Origin of the sequence: Kaistella soli (genome assembly GCF_019038595.1) — a bacterium.
Classification (GTDB): domain Bacteria; phylum Bacteroidota; class Bacteroidia; order Flavobacteriales; family Weeksellaceae; genus Kaistella; species Kaistella soli.
Map to the genome: position 1 here is coordinate 153259 of NZ_JAHOPF010000005.1, position 17267 is coordinate 170525.

Annotated in this window: 19 protein-coding genes; 11 read left to right on the forward strand and 8 right to left on the reverse strand. The window is 38.7% G+C overall.

Translation table 11 applies throughout. From position 1 onward, the window contains the following. The gene (locus KSK37_RS11095; RefSeq protein WP_088359234.1) at positions 1-1095 is read left to right on the forward strand and encodes an LptF/LptG family permease; all 1095 of its coding nucleotides are present in this window, start codon (positions 1-3) and stop codon (positions 1093-1095) included. Here KSK37_RS11095 and KSK37_RS11100 read toward each other — a convergent pair. After that, positions 1089-1805: a biotin--[acetyl-CoA-carboxylase] ligase gene (locus KSK37_RS11100; protein ID WP_217201555.1), complete on the reverse strand. Its 717-nt coding sequence runs from the start codon at positions 1803-1805 to the stop codon at positions 1089-1091. The two genes, KSK37_RS11095 and KSK37_RS11100, sit on opposite strands and share 7 nt — an antisense overlap. Positions 1806-1892: 87 nt before the next feature. On the opposite strand from KSK37_RS11100, the gene rsfS reads away from it, so the two are divergent. From rsfS to KSK37_RS11135, 7 genes are all read left to right on the forward strand, one after another. Then, positions 1893-2255, forward strand: a complete 363-nt coding sequence (gene rsfS, locus KSK37_RS11105) for a ribosome silencing factor (protein WP_088359232.1) — start codon at positions 1893-1895, stop codon at positions 2253-2255. 51 nt (positions 2256-2306) lie between these two features. Continuing rightward, a complete protein-coding gene (ftsH, locus tag KSK37_RS11110; protein ID WP_217201557.1) occupies positions 2307-4301 on the forward strand; it encodes an ATP-dependent zinc metalloprotease FtsH in 1995 nt (664 codons plus the stop codon). 116 nt (positions 4302-4417) lie between these two features. After that, complete coding sequence (locus tag KSK37_RS11115; RefSeq protein WP_217201559.1) at positions 4418-4999, forward strand: LUD domain-containing protein; 582 nt, start codon at positions 4418-4420, stop codon at positions 4997-4999. Between the two features lie 60 nt (positions 5000-5059). After that, complete coding sequence (locus KSK37_RS11120) at positions 5060-5935, forward strand: phosphatidate cytidylyltransferase (protein WP_217201560.1); 876 nt, start codon at positions 5060-5062, stop codon at positions 5933-5935. A gap of 6 nt (positions 5936-5941) precedes the next feature. Next, entirely contained in the window at positions 5942-6595 is a 654-nt protein-coding gene (locus KSK37_RS11125; RefSeq protein ID WP_217201562.1) for a phosphatidylserine decarboxylase family protein, read from the forward strand. Positions 6596-6680: 85 nt separating this feature from the next. After that, on the forward strand, positions 6681-7235 hold the full coding sequence (locus KSK37_RS11130; protein WP_217201564.1) for a hypothetical protein: 555 nt from the start codon (positions 6681-6683) through the stop codon (positions 7233-7235). Between the two features lie 3 nt (positions 7236-7238). Then, entirely contained in the window at positions 7239-9356 is a 2118-nt protein-coding gene (locus tag KSK37_RS11135) for a cation:proton antiporter (protein ID WP_217201566.1), read from the forward strand. Positions 9357-9433: 77 nt separating this feature from the next. On the opposite strand, the gene KSK37_RS11140 is transcribed toward KSK37_RS11135, so the two are convergent. Continuing rightward, entirely contained in the window at positions 9434-9757 is a 324-nt protein-coding gene (locus KSK37_RS11140; protein ID WP_144264859.1) for a bacteriophage spanin2 family protein, read from the reverse strand. A 67-nt stretch (positions 9758-9824) separates the two neighbouring features. Beyond that, the gene (locus KSK37_RS11145; protein WP_343216990.1) at positions 9825-11030 is read right to left on the reverse strand and encodes a BaiN/RdsA family NAD(P)/FAD-dependent oxidoreductase; all 1206 of its coding nucleotides are present in this window, start codon (positions 11028-11030) and stop codon (positions 9825-9827) included. Between the two features lie 130 nt (positions 11031-11160). On the opposite strand from KSK37_RS11145, the gene KSK37_RS11150 reads away from it, so the two are divergent. Together KSK37_RS11150 and thiL are read left to right on the forward strand one after the other, a co-directional pair. After that, a complete protein-coding gene (locus KSK37_RS11150; RefSeq protein WP_088359459.1) occupies positions 11161-11688 on the forward strand; it encodes an acyl-CoA thioesterase in 528 nt (175 codons plus the stop codon). Between the two features lie 51 nt (positions 11689-11739). Then, on the forward strand, positions 11740-12792 hold the full coding sequence (gene thiL / locus KSK37_RS11155) for a thiamine-phosphate kinase (protein ID WP_217201568.1): 1053 nt from the start codon (positions 11740-11742) through the stop codon (positions 12790-12792). A gap of 48 nt (positions 12793-12840) precedes the next feature. Here the strand turns inward: thiL and KSK37_RS11160 are convergent, their stop codons facing one another. The 4 genes from KSK37_RS11160 to rplU form a co-directional block, all read right to left on the reverse strand. Then, positions 12841-13686 (reverse strand): UDP-2,3-diacylglucosamine diphosphatase, encoded by an 846-nt coding sequence (locus KSK37_RS11160; RefSeq protein ID WP_217201571.1) that lies wholly within the window; start codon positions 13684-13686, stop codon positions 12841-12843. 120 nt (positions 13687-13806) lie between these two features. Further along, on the reverse strand, positions 13807-14739 hold the full coding sequence (locus KSK37_RS11165) for a hypothetical protein (RefSeq protein WP_217201573.1): 933 nt from the start codon (positions 14737-14739) through the stop codon (positions 13807-13809). 82 nt (positions 14740-14821) lie between these two features. After that, positions 14822-15079, reverse strand: coding sequence for a 50S ribosomal protein L27 (gene rpmA, locus KSK37_RS11170; protein WP_088359221.1), 258 nt, complete (start codon positions 15077-15079; stop codon positions 14822-14824). A 26-nt stretch (positions 15080-15105) separates the two neighbouring features. Then, the gene (rplU, locus tag KSK37_RS11175) at positions 15106-15531 is read right to left on the reverse strand and encodes a 50S ribosomal protein L21 (protein ID WP_088359220.1); all 426 of its coding nucleotides are present in this window, start codon (positions 15529-15531) and stop codon (positions 15106-15108) included. 201 nt (positions 15532-15732) lie between these two features. Between rplU and KSK37_RS11180 the strand changes: the two genes are divergently transcribed. Further along, complete coding sequence (locus KSK37_RS11180) at positions 15733-16824, forward strand: acyltransferase family protein (protein ID WP_217201575.1); 1092 nt, start codon at positions 15733-15735, stop codon at positions 16822-16824. A 36-nt stretch (positions 16825-16860) separates the two neighbouring features. Here KSK37_RS11180 and KSK37_RS11185 read toward each other — a convergent pair whose 3' ends face one another. Beyond that, on the reverse strand, positions 16861-17112 hold the full coding sequence (locus KSK37_RS11185; protein WP_088359218.1) for a hypothetical protein: 252 nt from the start codon (positions 17110-17112) through the stop codon (positions 16861-16863). Between the last annotated feature and the right edge of the window lie 155 nt (positions 17113-17267).

Consider the following 17267-nt stretch of genomic DNA (forward strand, 5'->3'; position numbering starts at 1 on the left):
ATGAAAATAATAGATCTATATATCATCAAAAAATACCTCGGGACTTTTGGGTTCATGTTGGGTTTGCTGACGATTATTGTCTTGGTCATCGATGTGCAGGCGAAAGCGCCAAGGATTGAGTCCAACGGTTTTACCGTAACTGAATTCCTCGTTAACTTTTATCCTTACTGGATCATCAACCTGATCATTACTTTCATGTCGATTTTGGTTTTTATTTCGGTTATTTTCTTTACCTCAAAAATTGCAAACAACACTGAAATTGTCGCTGTAATCAGCTCCGGAGCCAGCTTCCACCGTTTTGCAAGACCGTATTTGATGACTTCAAGCTTCATTGCGGTTATTGCACTCCTTATCAATCATTTTGTGCTGCCGCTCGCCAATATTAAGAAAAATGAACTCGAACCTTATACTTACAGCGCAGTAAACCGCGAACAGTTCACGGGCAGCGCCGAAGTATCCACACAACTATCGAAAACCGAATATATTTTCATTAAAAGTTACAACAAAAAAGAAAAACGCGGATCAGGATTTATTTATCAGAAGTTTGATAAAAACAGGAAATTAATTTATCAGCTCAATGCGAACGAATTTTCCTGGGAAAAGACAAAAAATCACTTTCTACTGAACAATTACCTGGAAAAAACCATTAATAAGGACGAAACAGAAAAACTGTCCAACGGAAATTCAATGACCAAAAGTTTCGGACATCCGCCCGAAGAGCTTTTCCCTGATGTTTTGCTGGGCCAGAATAAAACCACGCCGGAACTTATTAAATTCATCAACCGCGAAAAAGAAAAAGGAAACGCCAACCTGAACAGTTACCTGAATGAGCTTTACCAGAGAACCTCAATGCCGATTTCGGTAATTATTCTCACCATTTTGGGACTGAGCTTATCATCGCAGAAAAAACGTGGCGGCCTTGGTCTTAACCTCGCCATCGGAATTGCGCTGGCCTTTGTATTTGTCTTTTCTTTTGAAGTATTGAAAGTAGTTTCAGAAAACAAGACTTTAACACCACTGTTTGCTATGTGGCTGCCAAATCTTGTATTCGGTCCGGTTGCGCTCTTTCTTTATTTTAAGCGCGCCAATCAGTAAAGAAGTTCAATTTCTTTATGGTAGAATTTTTTCAGACCGTCATTTTCCAGCTCCACCCAAAGGAAACCGTTTTCATCAGCATTTTTAATAATGCCATTTTGTCTTAACCCATTTAGATTGAAAACCGAAACAACATTTTTTCTGAATAATTTCTGATTGAGTTTTTCAAGAATTTCTTCTTCTGCAATTTCATGCGCTAAATGCTCCAGTAAAAAATTATAGAGCGAGTGAGCCACTTCGTCCGGATTGAATGTCAAACCCGTTTGCGTCAATAGTGAACCCGCTTTCGGAAGATGAACAAAATCAGTCTGCAAAATATTGAGTCCGATTCCGATGATAAAATACGGAGTTCCGTGCATGTTTTTTTTCTCAATTAAAATCCCCGATACCTTTTTATTTTTAATAATTATATCATTCGGCCATTTTATTTCTACCGGAATTTTTGTCATTATGGCAATAAAATCAGCCAACAGTACCGCGGTATGAAAATTGAATAAATTATTCGGTATTTTAATACGGTCAGAAGGAACCGCAAGCGTAAAAGCTAAATTTAAATTTTCTGAAGATTCCCAGGAATTACCATATTGCCCTTTGCCTTTCGTTTGACTGAAAGTGTAAACCGCATGAAAATCAATGTCATCAGGAGTGAGAAAATGAGAAATTTCTTCGTTTGTTGAAGCGCATTCTTTCAGGTAAATAATTGATGTCATTTATGAAAACTTTAAGAGTTAGAACGGGCAAATTTGACCTAAATTAAATAAAAAAACAATAAATTTGCAGATTATACAAAATTTTTAATGAACAGAATTACAGAAAAACAGTTGCTTACAGAAAAAATCGTTGAGGCAATACAAGATACAAAGGGTGAGGACATCATGATTTTTGACTTATCGAACATCGAAAATTCGGTAGCACAGACCTTCATCATCTGCACAGGAAACTCTAACACACAGGTTTCAGCAATCTCCGGAAATATTGAGAAAAAAGTAAGAAACGAATTACAGGACCGTCCTTGGCATGTAGAAGGAACTGAAAACGCCATGTGGATTTTATTGGATTACGTTTCTGTTGTCGTACACGTTTTCCAAAGAGAAACCAGGGAATATTATGATATTGAAGAACTTTGGGGAGATGCAAAAATCACCAAAATAGAAAATTAATTTACAGATTTGACGGAATCCTTTTTCGTCAAAATTTTTTATAAAAAAGATATGAATAACAATAAAGGATTTAACTGGTTTTTCCCAATACTGATCGCAGCGGTACTGCTTTTCTTCTTCTCGAATCTAAACGGAGACTCCGCTTCGAATACGATTGATGAAGAAGGCTTTTACCAATTACTGCAGCAGGGAAAGGTTCAGGATGTAATGATATACAAAGACACGGAAAAAGCTGATGTATTTCTTACAAAAGCGGCTAAAACAGAGCTTGCGAACAAACAGACAGCAAAAGAAAAAAGCCCTTTTTCCGCATTTGATTTTGCTCCAAAACCCGATTATACTTTAAGTTTTGGTGATCTGCAGCTTTTCCTTGAAAAATTTGATAAAATCAAACAGGAAAACCCAACACTCATTGCGAAAAAAGACTACGGAATCGGCAAAAACCCGATGACCGAACTGCTTTTCACAGCTTTATTCTGGATCGCGATTATGGCACTGTTCTACTTCGTTATTTTCAGAAAAATGATGGGCGGCGGAGGCGGCGGTCCCGGCGGACAGATCTTCTCCATCGGAAAATCGCGTGCGAAACTGTTTGATGAAAAAGATAAAGTTCAGGTAACGTTTAAAGATGTTGCCGGTCTGGAAGGTGCAAAAGAAGAGGTTCAGGAGGTCGTAGATTTCCTTAAAAACTCAGAAAAATACACCAAATTAGGAGGTAAAATTCCGAAAGGAGTTCTTTTGGTTGGTCCTCCGGGAACAGGTAAAACCCTTTTGGCAAAAGCTGTGGCGGGTGAAGCTAAAGTTCCGTTTTTCTCCCTTTCAGGTTCTGATTTTGTAGAGATGTTTGTCGGAGTTGGAGCTTCAAGAGTTCGGGATTTATTTGCTCAGGCTAAAGTAAAATCTCCTGCGATTATCTTTATTGATGAAATAGATGCGATTGGTAGAGCAAGAGGAAAAGGAAATTTCACAGGCGGAAATGACGAAAGAGAAAACACCCTGAATCAGCTGCTTACAGAAATGGATGGTTTCGGAACAGATACCAACGTTATCGTAATGGCAGCAACCAACAGAGCGGATATTCTGGATAAAGCATTAATGAGAGCTGGCCGTTTTGACCGTTCTATTTATGTTGACCTTCCTGAACTTCATGAAAGAAAAGAAATTTTCAACGTTCATCTGGCTAAAATAAAACTTGACGATAATATCGACAGAGAATTCCTCGCAAAACAAACCCCGGGATTCAGCGGTGCTGATATTGCTAACGTTTGTAACGAAGCTGCATTAATTGCTGCAAGAAATGGTCACGAATCAGTTACTAAGCAGGATTTCCTTGACGCAGTAGACAGAATCATCGGTGGACTTGAAAAGAAAAACAAAGCCATTAAGCCTTCAGAAAAAAGAAGAGTTGCCTATCATGAAGCGGGTCACGCTACTATTTCGTGGCTTGTTGAGCATGCTGCTCCGCTTCTGAAAGTAACCATTGTTCCGAGAGGACGTTCTCTGGGTGCAGCTTGGTACTTACCTGAAGAAAGACAGCTAACTACTACCGAACAGATGTACGATGAACTTTGTGCGACTTTAGGCGGAAGAGCAGCAGAACAGACGATTTTCGGAAATATTTCAACCGGAGCCCTTTCCGATTTGGAAAGAGTGACAAAACAGGCTCAGGCGATGGTGACGATCTACGGTCTGAATGACAAATTAGGCAATATTTCTTACTACGACAGTTCAGGTCAGTCAGAATACAGTTTTGGAAAACCTTATTCTGAACGCACTGCGAATATGATCGATGAAGAAATCTCTAAAATCATTGAAACTCAATACCAGAGAGCTTTAGATATTTTAGCAGCCAATAAAGACAAACTGGATGCTCTTGCGTCAAAACTTCTGGAAAAAGAAGTCATTTTCAGAGAAGATCTGGAAGAGGTTTTCGGACAGAGAGCATGGGATCCGGAACTGACCGAACATCCGGTATCCAACACCCAGCATACGGAAAGCGACTCCCCGGAAACAGTTCTGGGACCTGAATCAAATACGCAGATTTAAAAATATTATCCTGATAATTACGTTAACATACAAATTATCAGGATTTTTTTTATAAATTTAGTTCCTCAAATAATATTTTTTATTTTTGTAGTTACAATCGCATAATTCAATAGAAATTGAGTCTTTTCAAAAAAATTGTCGGAAAAATATTAAACCAGCCTGATGAGGAAGATAATCAGGATTTGGTGAAACTTGGAGATCAGTTGAAAAACGCTGATCTTGATTATAAATTTGCGCAGCTTTTTACGCATTCCGGCGGATTTTTTAATTACTGTGCAGATGAAGCTGAAGCTTTGCAAACCCTTAATCACATTCTGAAAATTGAAGATGTGAAATCTGTTTTCTGTTGGGACCACGATTTGAAAAACTTTCTCGATGTGGTGAAAGTTCCCTACACAAAAGAACTTGAGCTCTTTAATGATGCTGCCTTCATCACCTGCGAATATTTAATTGCTTACGACGGCAGAATTATGCTTTCCCACAATAATATTCTCCACTATCATTCTTCAAGACTTCCAAGTAAAATTATTATCATGGCCAATGTATCACAGATTGTCACCAATCTGAATGATGCGATGAGCAAGATAAAACGCAACGGAAATATCCGGAACCTTACCTCAATCAGCGGAAGCAATTCTAAATTAGACACTCCGAACAAGGACAATACAAAACTTTTCTTACTTTTGCTCGAAGATTAAATTCTCTGACTTTTTCAAAAATTTCAAAGAAATATTCCCCTAACTTATAATCATTAAATCTTGGATAAAAATTTAGTTCAACGGATTTTCGGAGGCGCAATTTACGGTTTGCTCGTTGTTCTCTGTACTACGCCGCTTGGCGCACAACTTATTAATAAAGTTTCTACAAACCTTGTTCAGCAGCAAAATCTCTTCTATGGCTTAATCACATTTTTCCTTTTCATCGGAGCATGGGAATGCATGAAGATGATGAAATTCAATCCCAAAAGCTGGGAGAAATGGCTGGTTTTCCCATTGATTCTTTTGATTTTTTACCGTTTTTCCAAGAGATTCTTCCTTCACGGCTTTTATTTCGATTTTAACTTATCGGAAATTTTAGCACTTTCACTTATTGTGATTGCCGTTATTACCCTCTTCAGATTCTCCAAGGAACTATATTACGATAACGGAAAACTCATTTTTACTGTGATTTATTTGGCGCTTCCGTTTGGCTTTGCACTAGGACTTCCTAAATTTTCTTCCGTTGATGAAACTTTTACGTTAGAGGTTTTCTTCCTCTTCGTGCTGATCTGGAGCAGTGACTCTTTCGCTTTTTTCACCGGTAAATTTTTCGGAAAACATAAAATGGCTCCAAAAATTTCACCGAAAAAAACCTGGGAAGGCTTTGCAGGCGGTGTTATACTGACATTAGTGGTCGCTTTTTTTATTGAAAAATTTAATCCGGATTTACGCGGAAACTGGATGGTAGTAGGATTTTTAATTTCTATTTTTGCACCATTGGGAGATTTGGTTGAAAGCCAGCTCAAAAGAAGCTTCGGGGTAAAAGATTCCGGAAATATTATTCCGGGACACGGAGGAATTTTAGACAGACTCGACAGTTTTATTATCTGCGCTCCTGTCGTATATTTGTATTTTATTTTAGAAAAATTTATATAAAAACTCATGAAATTACATAAAGAATCTACCGGAACCATTCTTGTTGCAAGCATCGCTTTTACAGTAGCAGCATTTCTTTCGGTTTATTTTCTGGAAGAATGGTCTCTTTTGATTATCCTTCCCCTATTGATTATTTACGGATTGATTTTCTGGTTTTTCCGCGTTCCGAACCGTGATATTCAGGATCATAAAGAAAATGTGATTGCGCCGGTTGACGGAAAGGTAGTAATGATCAAAGAAGTGGAAGAAGATGAATTCATAAAAGGAAAAGCGATTCAGATTTCTATTTTTATGTCTCCGCTGAACGTTCATATCTGCAGATATCCGGTTTCGGGAAAAGTGATTTACAAAAAATACCATCCCGGGAAATACCTCGTAGCGTGGCACGAGAAATCATCTACCGAAAACGAAAGAACAACAGTCGCTGTTGAAAGTTTAACCAATCATAAAGTGGTTTTCCGCCAGATTGCAGGGTATGTTGCCCGGCGGATTGTTTTCTATTGTAACGAAAATGATACGGCTAAAGCTGGCCATGAATTCGGTTTTATTAAATTCGGATCCAGAATGGATGTCTTTTTACCGTTAGATACGGAAATAACCTGTAAAATAGGTGATAAAACTAAAGGTGGAATTGATGTCATTGCAAAAATGAAAGCTTAATACACGCTTTTATAAAAAATAGTAGAGTCATGATTTTCGGGTCATGGCTTTTTTTGTTATTTTTAAAAATATTAAATTCCTTTCAATGAAACTTCCATCTATTATATGTATTGCTGCGCTTTTAGTATTCCATTCCTGCACAGAATCCCAGAAAGAAAATAATCTTAACACGAGGGAACAGGAATTAATAGTTAAAGAAAAAGAATTTGCAGCTAAAGAAGCCGAATTTCAGGAACTGATCGCGATGCGCGACAGCCTGAAAAATGCAAACGACTCTGCCATCGCAAATAATAGTTTACCCCTGAATATTTTAGGAAAATGGAATGGCAAAATGATCTGCACAGAATCTACCTGCCCAGAACATGTAATCGGCGACCAGAGAAATGATGTATGGGAATTTATGCCCCAAGGACTAAAGATGACGAATAAGACGGGCGGCGAAAGATTGTTTACCGCAAAAATAAGTGGTGATGACCTTATATTTTCCTCAGAGCCGAGTGCAAATCTCAATAACAGTTCCCAGATTACTTTTAAGCTCAATAGCTTTCAGGACGGAAAAATAAAAGGAAGCCGCGATTTTACCGGTAAAGACGGCTGCGTAGCGAAATTCTCTGTTGAATTAGAAAAAAACCAAAAATAAATCATGGATTTCTCACATCTCACATTCCCACTCGAGGATCCTGTCCTGAAGTTTTTAGTGGTGCTGATTATCATTCTTTTTGCACCTCTTTTGCTCAATAAGATAAAAGTCCCGCATTTACTCGGTCTAATTATCGCCGGTGCGGCCGTAGGACCGAACGGATTCAATATTCTCGCACGAGACAGCAGCATTGTGGTAACAGGAACAACCGGACTTCTCTATATCATGTTTCTGGCTGGTCTGGAAATAGATCTGGCGGAATTTAAAAAGAACAAATGGAAAAGTTTAGGCTTCGGCGGTTATACCTTTGTCATTCCGTTTATACTGGGAATTCTTACAGCATACTATTTTTTAGACTTCAACCTACTTACTTCCTTTCTGTTTGCAAGTCTTTTTTCTTCTCACACGCTGATATCATATCCGATGGTCAGTAAAATGGGAGTTGCTAAAAATGCTGCGGTAAACATAACCGTAGGAGGCACCATGATTACAGATATTCTGGCGTTACTCGTATTGGCAGTGGTGGTAGGAATGACGACCGGTGAAGTGAACGCTTCTTTCTGGATCCAGCTTTCAGTGGGTATTATCCTATTTGGCGCAGTTGTTCTTTTTGGCTTTCCTATTATAGGCCGTTGGTTTTTCAAAAAGGTAGAAGATAAGATTTCCCAATATATTTTTTTACTGGTAATGATTTATCTCGCCGCTCTTCTTGCGGAGATGGCAGGTATTGAAGCTATTATAGGTGCGTTTCTCGCAGGTCTAGCAATGAACCGTCTGATCCCGCAAAATTCCGCACTGATGAACCGGGTAGATTTTGTAGGAAACGCTATTTTCATTCCCTTCTTTCTAATCAGTGTGGGAATGTTAATAGACGCTAAAGTGTTCTTTAAAGATTTTGAAACCATTAAAGTGGCATTGGTAATGATTTCCGTGTCTATAGGCGGGAAATACCTTGCATCCGTTGCTACTCAGCGAACTTTCTCTTTTACAAAACCTGAAGGCGGAATTATTTTTGGATTGAGTTCTGCTTCAGCAGCAGCAACTTTGGCCGCGGTAATGGTAGGATATAACATTGTGATTGGTGAAACCGAAACCGGAGAGCCTATCAGACTTCTAAATGAGAGTGTGCTGAACGGAAGTATCCTTTTAATTTTAGTGTCCTGCACGATCTCTTCATTCATCACACAGACAAATGCTGAAAAAATTATCGAGGCTGATAATGAAAATATGATATCGGAAACGGATCCCGATGATGAGAGAATTCTTCTGGCTCTGCATTATGAGAAAACAGTGGCTGCGATGACAAATCTCGCACTTCTCTTAAAATCTAAAAAGAATACCGAAAACCTATTCGCAATTAATGTTATTAATAATGACAGTAATGAGTCTTCTGAAAAAAACGCCGGCAAAGTACTGGATAATTCTGTAAGAATTGGCGCCTCCGCCGATGTTAAAATCACCCCACTAAAGCGATTTGACAATGATGTCCAGGCGGGGATAAGCAACGAAATTAAGGAACATAAAATCACAGACCTTCTAATCGCCGTAGATCCGGATAAAGGTTTGTCCGCAAGTTTTGTTTTTAATCTGTACGGTGGTTACCTCAATAATTTTTCTGTAAATACGCTGGTGTATCATGCCATTCAGCCCATTTCTACGGTTCAGAAATATTTTGTAGTTCTGCCGGAAAACGCACATTTGGAAGCCGGCTTTTTCCATTCATTGCTTAAAGTATGGAATATAGCCAGAAATTCAGGATCGAAGATAGAATTTTATGGGGGCGCAAAAACGATTAAAGTGATCGAAAATATCCGTGCAAAAGTTAATATCGATGCATCTTTTATCATTTTCAATGACTGGACTGAAATGCAGAAAATCTTCGATAAAATGAAGGATGATGATGCGTTCATCTTATTTATGGCAAACCGTGAAATGGTCTCATTTCTGCCGCAGATGCAAAACGTTCCGGCTTACCTTAACGAATATTTCAAAAACAGAAACTATCTCCTGATTTTCCCGTACCGAAAAAATGAAACCGAATACCGTAAGCACACCCGCGATATCGGAAATGCGGATGACTTTGTGGAAATCGGGAACATTGTAGGGAAGATTTTCAAATAAATTTACCCTTTCTGTTAAGCATAAAAAAAAGGAAGCAGTTTACGACTGCTTCCTTTTTTCTCATGTATGAAATATCCTTAAATAGGAACAAAAACTACAGCTGCGATCGCAGCAAGGCCTACTGCAATTGATGACAGCACGTCGACTTTTTTGGCTTCCCTTACATTGCTTTTGCTCAATACTACTTCTTCACCTGTTTTGGTTTTCCCGTAAATATTTTCCGCGTCCATTTTCAGAACCTCCATCTTTATGATCCTCGCATCATTCGTCTGGAAAGTATATTTTTGGTACAGTTCAAGAGAGTTGTTCTGCATCGGTCTGTTACTGCTCACAACCCGTGTATGGCAAGAGGCAATAGTGAAAAATATCAGTAAAGCTAATATGGGTGCTAATCTTCTCATTATACTTATTTATTTTTTCAAATTTAATAAAAATAAATCTTTAAAAAATCATTGTGAGGCAATAATATCAGAGTGTATTCAAATCCTGAGCCATTAGCCATGCCTCACTCCAGCAGGCCTGAAAATTGAACCCACCCGTAACAGCATCAATATTAAGAACTTCCCCTGCCAGATAGAAATTTTTCAAGATTTTCGACGACATATTTTTAAAATTTATTTCTTTTAAATCTACTCCGCCGGCTGTTACAAACTCGTCTTTGTAAGTAGATTTTCCTGAAACTGTCATTAAATTTTTACACAGGTGCTGCAGAATAAGCTGAAGTTCCTTAGACGAAATACTCGAAATATTTTTGTCTAAATCCACCTTCGAAAGCCAAAGAATCCGGTGCCAGAATCTGGTGGTAATGTCGAAAATTTTGGAGGTGCCGATAGATTTTTTAGGATTTTCCTGCCGGTATTTTTTGAAAATCTGTTCCGCATCTTCACTATCGATTCCCAGAAAATTGACAAGTATTTCAAAGCGGTATTTCAAGTCCGCAAGTTCTCTTGCCTTCCATGCAGAAATTTTCAGGACTGCAGGCCCCGAAAGGCCCCAGTGTGTAATCAGCATCGGTCCCGATTCGTCCATTTTTAATTTGGGAATCGAAACTTCTGCGTTAGAAAAACTGGTTCCCATTAAATCTTTCAGAACATCATTTTTAATATTAAATGTAAAAAGCGAAGGAACGGGCTCTACCATTTTGTGACCAAGATTTTCCAGCATTTTTAATGATTTCGGAGAACTTCCGGTGCAGTAAATTACATAATCCGCTAGATAGTCTGCATTATTCGTCTTAATAAGATACTGTGTTTCCGTGGCCTCAATTGATAATACTACAGACTGCGTTTTGACCGTGAATCTTTTCCCTGAAACTTCGTTCACCAATGCATTGATAATTGTCTGTGAGGAATTGCTTTCGGGGAAAATCCGGTTGTCGTTTTCAATTTTCAGGGCAACATTCCGCTGTTCAAACCAGTCCATGGTATCTCCAGGCTGAAATTTATGAAAAATACTCAGTAACTCTTTATTTCCGCGCGGATAAAAATTCACCAGTTCTCTGGGATCAAAACAGGCATGAGAAACATTGCATCTTCCGCCTCCGGAAATTTTTACTTTCTGTAGAACATCTGAATTTTGCTCCAGAATTGTGACATGGAATTTATTCTCGTCCAAATTAGCCGCACAGAAAAAACCTGCAGCTCCTCCGCCAATAATGATGATTTGTTTCTTCACAAGATTTCGCTCTCCGCGGGCTTTTATTTTACGTTAGGGTCTTAATTTTGGTTCCCCGGGAATCATGCAAAAATACGATTTTTCTAACCCATGATTAATGCTTAATTTTGCTCCTTACAAAAAATATCAAATGTCTCTTTATCATTATAAATTTGAAGTTCGCTGGAGCGATATCGACGCCAACAAGCACCTGGCAAATTCATCGTACGTCGAATACTGCGCGCAGACCAGAATGGCTTTTATGAACACCCATAAAATGGGCCTGAAGGAACTCAGCAGATGGGGAATCGGCCCTGTGATTCTGCACGAAAGATATTCTTTTTTCAAAGAAATTTATGCCGACCAGACTGTTTACGTAAGCGCGGAAATATCAGGAATGTCTGAGGACGCGAGTATTTACCAGTTTGTTCACAAATTCTATCTTCCGGACGGCACGCATTGCGCTACCTCTGAAGCCACAGGAGTATGGATTGACACCATGCTTAGAAAATCCACTTCGCCACCTGATGATATTCTGGAGGTAATGAAGGAATTCAGCAGCGAAACCACAAAAGTTTTAACGCGTGATGACCTCAGAAACTTACCTTTCAAACCCGAAAATGTGGAGGCTTTTCATAAAAAAGATACCTTTACGTGGAGAAAAACGAAAGAAGATTAACTTCTTATCCACATAATTTTCTCATTTTAAACGTTCTCAAATTTTACAAATATGCTCGAAGATAAAAGTCCGAAACTTACTCCAATTTCCGCGTACGGCGAATTTGGTTTAATCAAACATCTAACCGAAAGATTTAGTTTTGAAAACTCATCGACTGAAGTTTCCATTGGTGATGACGCTGCGGTGATTGATCCGGCCAACCAAAAAATGGTGATTACCACTGATATGCTGGCGGAAGGTGTTCATTTTAATTTGGGATATGTTCCGTTGAAACATTTAGGTTATAAAGCTGTTGTAGTGAACCTTAGTGACATTGCAGCGATGAATGCAACGCCAACTCAAATCCTTATTTCTTTAGCCGTTTCCAACCGTTTTCCGGTGGAAGCACTGGAAGAAATTTATGAGGGAATTGCCCTCGCTTGCAAACACTATAAAGTGGATCTAGTCGGAGGCGATACAACAAGCTCTACTTCAGGTTTGGTGATGAGCATCACGGCGATTGGTTTGGAAAATTCTGAAAACATAGTTAAAAGAAGCTCCGCAAAACCTAATGATCTGCTGGTGGTAACGGGAGATTTAGGCGGCGCGTATCTTGGTTTGCAAATCCTGGAAAGAGAACATTCCGTCTATCTTGCCAATCCGAATATGCAGCCAGAAATGGAAGGTTATGATTATATCCTGGAAAGGCAGCTGAAACCGGAAGCAAGAACCGACATCAAAAAAACACTCAAAGAGCTGGGCATTCGGCCTACCTCGATGATTGATATTTCTGACGGTTTATCTTCGGAAATCCTGCATCTGTCGGATCAAAGCAAAGTCGGTTTCCGACTGTATGAAGAGAAAATCCCTATGGATTCTTTAACGATTTCTACTGCGGACGAATTGAATCTGAATCCCGCAATGTGCGCGATGAACGGCGGCGAAGATTTCGAATTGCTGTTTACAATTTCACCTGATGATTTCGAGAAAATCAGGAATCATCCGGATTTCAGTATTATCGGTCATGCCGTAGAACTGGATCAGGGAAATTTCCTTGTAGCAAGAGGAAGCAATGAACTGATTGCTTTAAATGCGCAGGGCTGGGATGCGTTTTTGAATAAATAATTAAGTATCTGCCGCTTATTTTTCAATGTTTTCGCTGTCTCAAAAGGATCAGACTTTGTTCCCCACAAAAGCAGCGAAAACATTCGGATGAATGAGTTCGTGCACATTTACAGAAATATCGTTGGTTTCAATTTCCGGCTTTTCAAATTGGGTTTCGTCGAAAAACAGCAGCTTCCATTCGCCGTTATTAAATTCCAGATAGGATAGGTTTTCAATCCAGTCACCGGAATTCAGGTAATGAACAGAACCGTTTTCTTTGGTTACCAAACGGTCTGCAGGCTGATGAATGTGTCCGCAAATCACATAGTCATATTTGTTTTCAATGGCAAGCTCAATGGCTTTCTCCTCAAAATCTCCAATAAATTTCACCGCATTTTTTACTGAATTTTTAATTTTTTTGGAGAGAGAAACTTTTTTCCGTCCCATGCTTTCCAGAAGGAAATTGATCGCGCGGTTGACAAGAATCAGCCAGTCATAACCGATTCCTCCGATTTTTGCAATAAATTTAGCGCCGCCTTTTGTGGTGTGATCGAAGATATCGCCGTGGAAAAACCAGTGTTTTTTTCCGTTGATTTCCAGAAGATATTTATCGGTAAGGAAGAGGTTTCCCATCGCTAAATCTGAATATTTCCTTAGGAATTCATCGTGGTTTCCGGTAATATAGATGATTTGAGTTTCGCTTTTCATCATCCGGAAAAACTCACTCAGCACCGCCATGTGGGAATTTGGGAAATATTTCTTTGAGAATGCCCATCCGTCGATAATATCGCCGTTCAGAATGAGAAGCCTCGGTTTGATACTTTTCAGATAAGCCACCAATTCGGTCGCGTGGCAGCCGTAAGTCGCCAAATGTATGTCTGAAAGCACAACGATTTCTACCTCTCTTTTTTCCATTTGAGTTTTTCCAAAGTTAATATTTGAATGTGAAATAATAGTGAATGGAAGTTTAAGTTTTATGAACGGAAAATCCCAACCTTTCAGCTGGGAAAACATTTTGGTTTCTCACAGTTTTTATCAGAAAACAAATGGCCCCGCCCATTCGCCGCCTGTACCATTGGAGCAATTTGCTTTCACATAAAAAGCTTTCCAGTTGCAGTACATGTTGCTGATCGCGATGGATGTGTTCGAAGTGGTAAAGGTTTGCGCTCCCGGAGGATCGGTAACCCCCTGAACGATAGAGATTGTATAGCTTTGCGGAGAACCGTAGGAACTCCATGAAAAGCCTCTTGTGGCGCCCAAACCTACATTGCAACTTCCGGAAATAACGTAACTGTTTAAATTGAACGGTTTGGGACAGGTCGGAGTCGCGGTGTAAGTAAATTTCTTAAAAGTATTGGAATCCCCTATAAGGCAAGTCGTTTTTACATAGAAATCATACGTTTTATTAAGCTCTAAATTATTAAAATACAGACTGTTTTCGCCGTTACCTCCCTTGATTCTTGTTCCGGAGCCAATGTTGAAACCACTTGGTCCGAACTCAACTTCGTGATAAGAAAAACTTCCGCCGTTGTATGAAATCTGCATAATCGTTTGAATAGGATCATACTGATAAAACTGAGCGGTTGTCGTCCCATTGCAATTGCTCTGCTGTGTGGTAACGCTGGATAATTTGTACGGAGCGCTAGTTTCCGAACTGCTGCAGATCCCGGTAATATAGAAATCGTAAGTGGTTGAAGAACTTAAATCTCCAACTTCCAAATTTGTATTTGAAGTGGTTACTGATTTTCCGCTGCCTTGCGAGAAACCTGTAGGCCCGTATTCAATCTTATATGAATTAGCACCGCTTCCTGCTGCAAAATTTAACACAACACTTTTCGGATAAGTTTGAAAGTTTACATTGGTCACTTTTCCGCAGCTGTTTGATGACGTTTGGCCTTCATCCCTGGAACATCCCATAAAAATAAGCAAAGAAAGCAGTAAAGCAAAAACGGTAGATTTCAAATTCATAGATTTTTTATTTTGGGCAGTAAAAATATAAAAAAAACCTGACCGCGAATGCAGTCAGGTTTATTTTTTATAACGCTAATAATTATGCGTTTGGTTCAATAGATACGAAAGATCTGTTGTTTTGTTTCTTTCTGAAAACTACTTTTCCGTCAACTAGTGCGTGAAGAGTGTGGTCTTTACCCATTCCCACGTTATCACCTGGGTGGTGCTGTGTACCTCTCTGTCTCACGATGATGTTACCGGCAATAGCTTCCTGACCTCCGAAAATCTTCACACCTAATCTTTTGGAATGAGATTCTCTACCGTTTTTGGAACTACCAACTCCTTTTTTGTGTGCCATTTTATTTTAAGGTTTTTGGGTTAAAATTATTCAGCAGTTTCGCTGTCTGCTTTTTTGGTTGTTTTTTTAGCAGGCTTCTCTTCAGTTGCTACCGCTTCTTTTTTTGCTTTTGGCTCAGCTTTTTTCTCTTTTTTACCGTTATCGAAACCAGTGATTCCTGTAATAACGATTTGAGTTAAAGATTGTCTGTGACCGTTTTTCTTTTCGTAACCTTTTCTTCTTTTCTTTTTGAAGATGATTACTTTATCAGCTTTCACGTGATCTAAGATTTCAGCATCAACAGTGATACCGCTTACAGCCGGGGCGCCGATTGTTGTAGTACCGTTTACAGTAAGAAGAACTTTATCGAAAGAAACTTTTCCTCCTTTATCTCCTTTTAAACGGTTCACAAACAACTTCTGGTCTTGCTCAACTTTGTATTGAAGCCCTGCTATTTCTACAATTGCAAACATTGTTTATAAATTTTGTTAGTTAATTCGAGGTGCAAAAGTAAGAAATATTTTCGGGTTATCCACAATGACTATCATTTTTTTTGAGAATACTTGCTTAGAAAGCACTGAAAATTAATTTTATAATGATTTAAAACCCATTAATATTTTCTGAGAAAAATAATTTCGAAACAATTTTTAATTAAATTTGATTTTCTTAGCACCATGAAAAGAGATTTATACATTGATTTTGCCAAAGGTTTTGCCACATTAGCCATTATTTTTATTCACACCGCATTCTGGTCCGGGCAGTTTTATATTCCGACAGAAGTCCGGGTTCTTTCCTTGCTGATTGATGTGCCGTTATTCTATGCGCTCAGCGGGCTTACTTCGGGCGGAAATGTAGAGAAAACCCTTTACAGGCTCCTGAAACTGCAGATCACCTTCATGATTTTTGTAACCTTTCTTTTCTTTCTCGATTACCTTTTCAAGGTCTTCGGCCTGAATGTTTTCGGGCTGCAATGGATGAGAGATTTTTATTCCACTTTCGGGGCGAAATATGTTCCGCAAAGTATTTCCGATGTTCCGCAATGGCAAAATCTGGGGAACTGGTATCTTCATCAATACACCAATGCAGACACTTTTCCCGTTGTGATGGGAAGTTTCTGGTACCTGAAAGTATATTTTATCCTGACGGTTTTCGGCGTTCTCATCTTAAGGTTCTTCCCGAAACACATCAACTGGCTTATCGGAATATGCTTCGGACTTACATTGATTTTCAATGTTTTGCCGCAGTTTTATCCCACAGGACAGGTTGGTTATGTCGCATTCTATCTCGGTTTATTTTTATCGGCTCATCAGTTAAAAGGAAAAAAAATTCCAGCCAAATGGATTCCTTTTTTATATGGAATTTTACTTTTGGTTTTCATCTTTCTTTTCTGGAATTCAGGAAAAGAACTTTTCATGAAAATGAATAAGGCAAAGTTTCCGCCGAAACTGCTTTATATTTTCTGGTCATGCTTTTCACTTCTGACGCTTTTTGTGCTTTACAACAGATTGAAAATCACCAAAGAAAGCTTCATTACTTATATCGGGAAAAATGCCATCTTTTTCTATTTTGCCCAAGGCATGAGTTCTTCACTGGTATATTTCATCGTGGTGGGTCTGAAAGATAAAATTCAGTGGTGGATGCTGATGATATTAATCTACCTCATCAATGTAGGGTTGGCGGTTCTGATTGCTGGAGGCCTGAAAAAACTTGATGTTTTCGGGTGGAAAATCTTGGAGATCCTGCGAAAAAAAACCGCTTCAGCATAAACTGAAACGGCCTTTTATTATACCTAAAATATAATATTAGTCTCTGCTTGTATTGTTTCCTCTTGCTACGATAGCGATAATAACGATAAGCACTAGTGCACCGATAACCCAGAAAATAGGATTTGTAAACCACTGTTCTGTTGTTGTAGTACTTTTGGTTGTAGTAACGTCAACGTTAAGATCCGGAGATTTCGTTGCATCCTGTGCGAATGCCATAACACTGAAGAAGAAAGTAAGAATTAAAATTCCGAATTTTTCGAGCTTGCCTGCTAATAATTGCGTGTTCATAATTTTATTTTTTAATGTTATAATTTTTAATATTCAACATTTATGCCAGAAATTGGTTTTTAAATTCCATAATCATTAAATATCTTTCGTTTTGCTTGCCGAAATCATATTGAAACCAAGAATAAATATTAATTAAATTTGCCATAAACTCTACC

Bases quoted from the DNA above. Each gene is read 5' to 3' on its own strand.
- KSK37_RS11095 (WP_088359234.1), top strand. From the start codon at position 1: ATGAAAATAATAGATCTATATATCATCAAAAAATACCTCGGGACTTTT.
- KSK37_RS11100 (WP_217201555.1), bottom strand. From the start codon at position 1,805: ATGACATCAATTATTTACCTGAAAGAATGCGCTTCAACAAACGAAGAA.
- rsfS (WP_088359232.1), top strand. From the start codon at position 1,893: ATGAACAGAATTACAGAAAAACAGTTGCTTACAGAAAAAATCGTTGAG.
- ftsH (WP_217201557.1), top strand. From the start codon at position 2,307: ATGAATAACAATAAAGGATTTAACTGGTTTTTCCCAATACTGATCGCA.
- KSK37_RS11125 (WP_217201562.1), top strand. From the start codon at position 5,942: ATGAAATTACATAAAGAATCTACCGGAACCATTCTTGTTGCAAGCATC.
- KSK37_RS11130 (WP_217201564.1), top strand. From the start codon at position 6,681: ATGAAACTTCCATCTATTATATGTATTGCTGCGCTTTTAGTATTCCAT.
- KSK37_RS11135 (WP_217201566.1), top strand. From the start codon at position 7,239: ATGGATTTCTCACATCTCACATTCCCACTCGAGGATCCTGTCCTGAAG.
- KSK37_RS11140 (WP_144264859.1), bottom strand. From the start codon at position 9,757: ATGAGAAGATTAGCACCCATATTAGCTTTACTGATATTTTTCACTATT.
- KSK37_RS11150 (WP_088359459.1), top strand. From the start codon at position 11,161: ATGTCTCTTTATCATTATAAATTTGAAGTTCGCTGGAGCGATATCGAC.
- thiL (WP_217201568.1), top strand. From the start codon at position 11,740: ATGCTCGAAGATAAAAGTCCGAAACTTACTCCAATTTCCGCGTACGGC.
- KSK37_RS11160 (WP_217201571.1), bottom strand. From the start codon at position 13,686: ATGGAAAAAAGAGAGGTAGAAATCGTTGTGCTTTCAGACATACATTTG.
- KSK37_RS11165 (WP_217201573.1), bottom strand. From the start codon at position 14,739: ATGAATTTGAAATCTACCGTTTTTGCTTTACTGCTTTCTTTGCTTATT.
- rpmA (WP_088359221.1), bottom strand. From the start codon at position 15,079: ATGGCACACAAAAAAGGAGTTGGTAGTTCCAAAAACGGTAGAGAATCT.
- rplU (WP_088359220.1), bottom strand. From the start codon at position 15,531: ATGTTTGCAATTGTAGAAATAGCAGGGCTTCAATACAAAGTTGAGCAA.
- KSK37_RS11180 (WP_217201575.1), top strand. From the start codon at position 15,733: ATGAAAAGAGATTTATACATTGATTTTGCCAAAGGTTTTGCCACATTA.
- KSK37_RS11185 (WP_088359218.1), bottom strand. From the start codon at position 17,112: ATGAACACGCAATTATTAGCAGGCAAGCTCGAAAAATTCGGAATTTTA.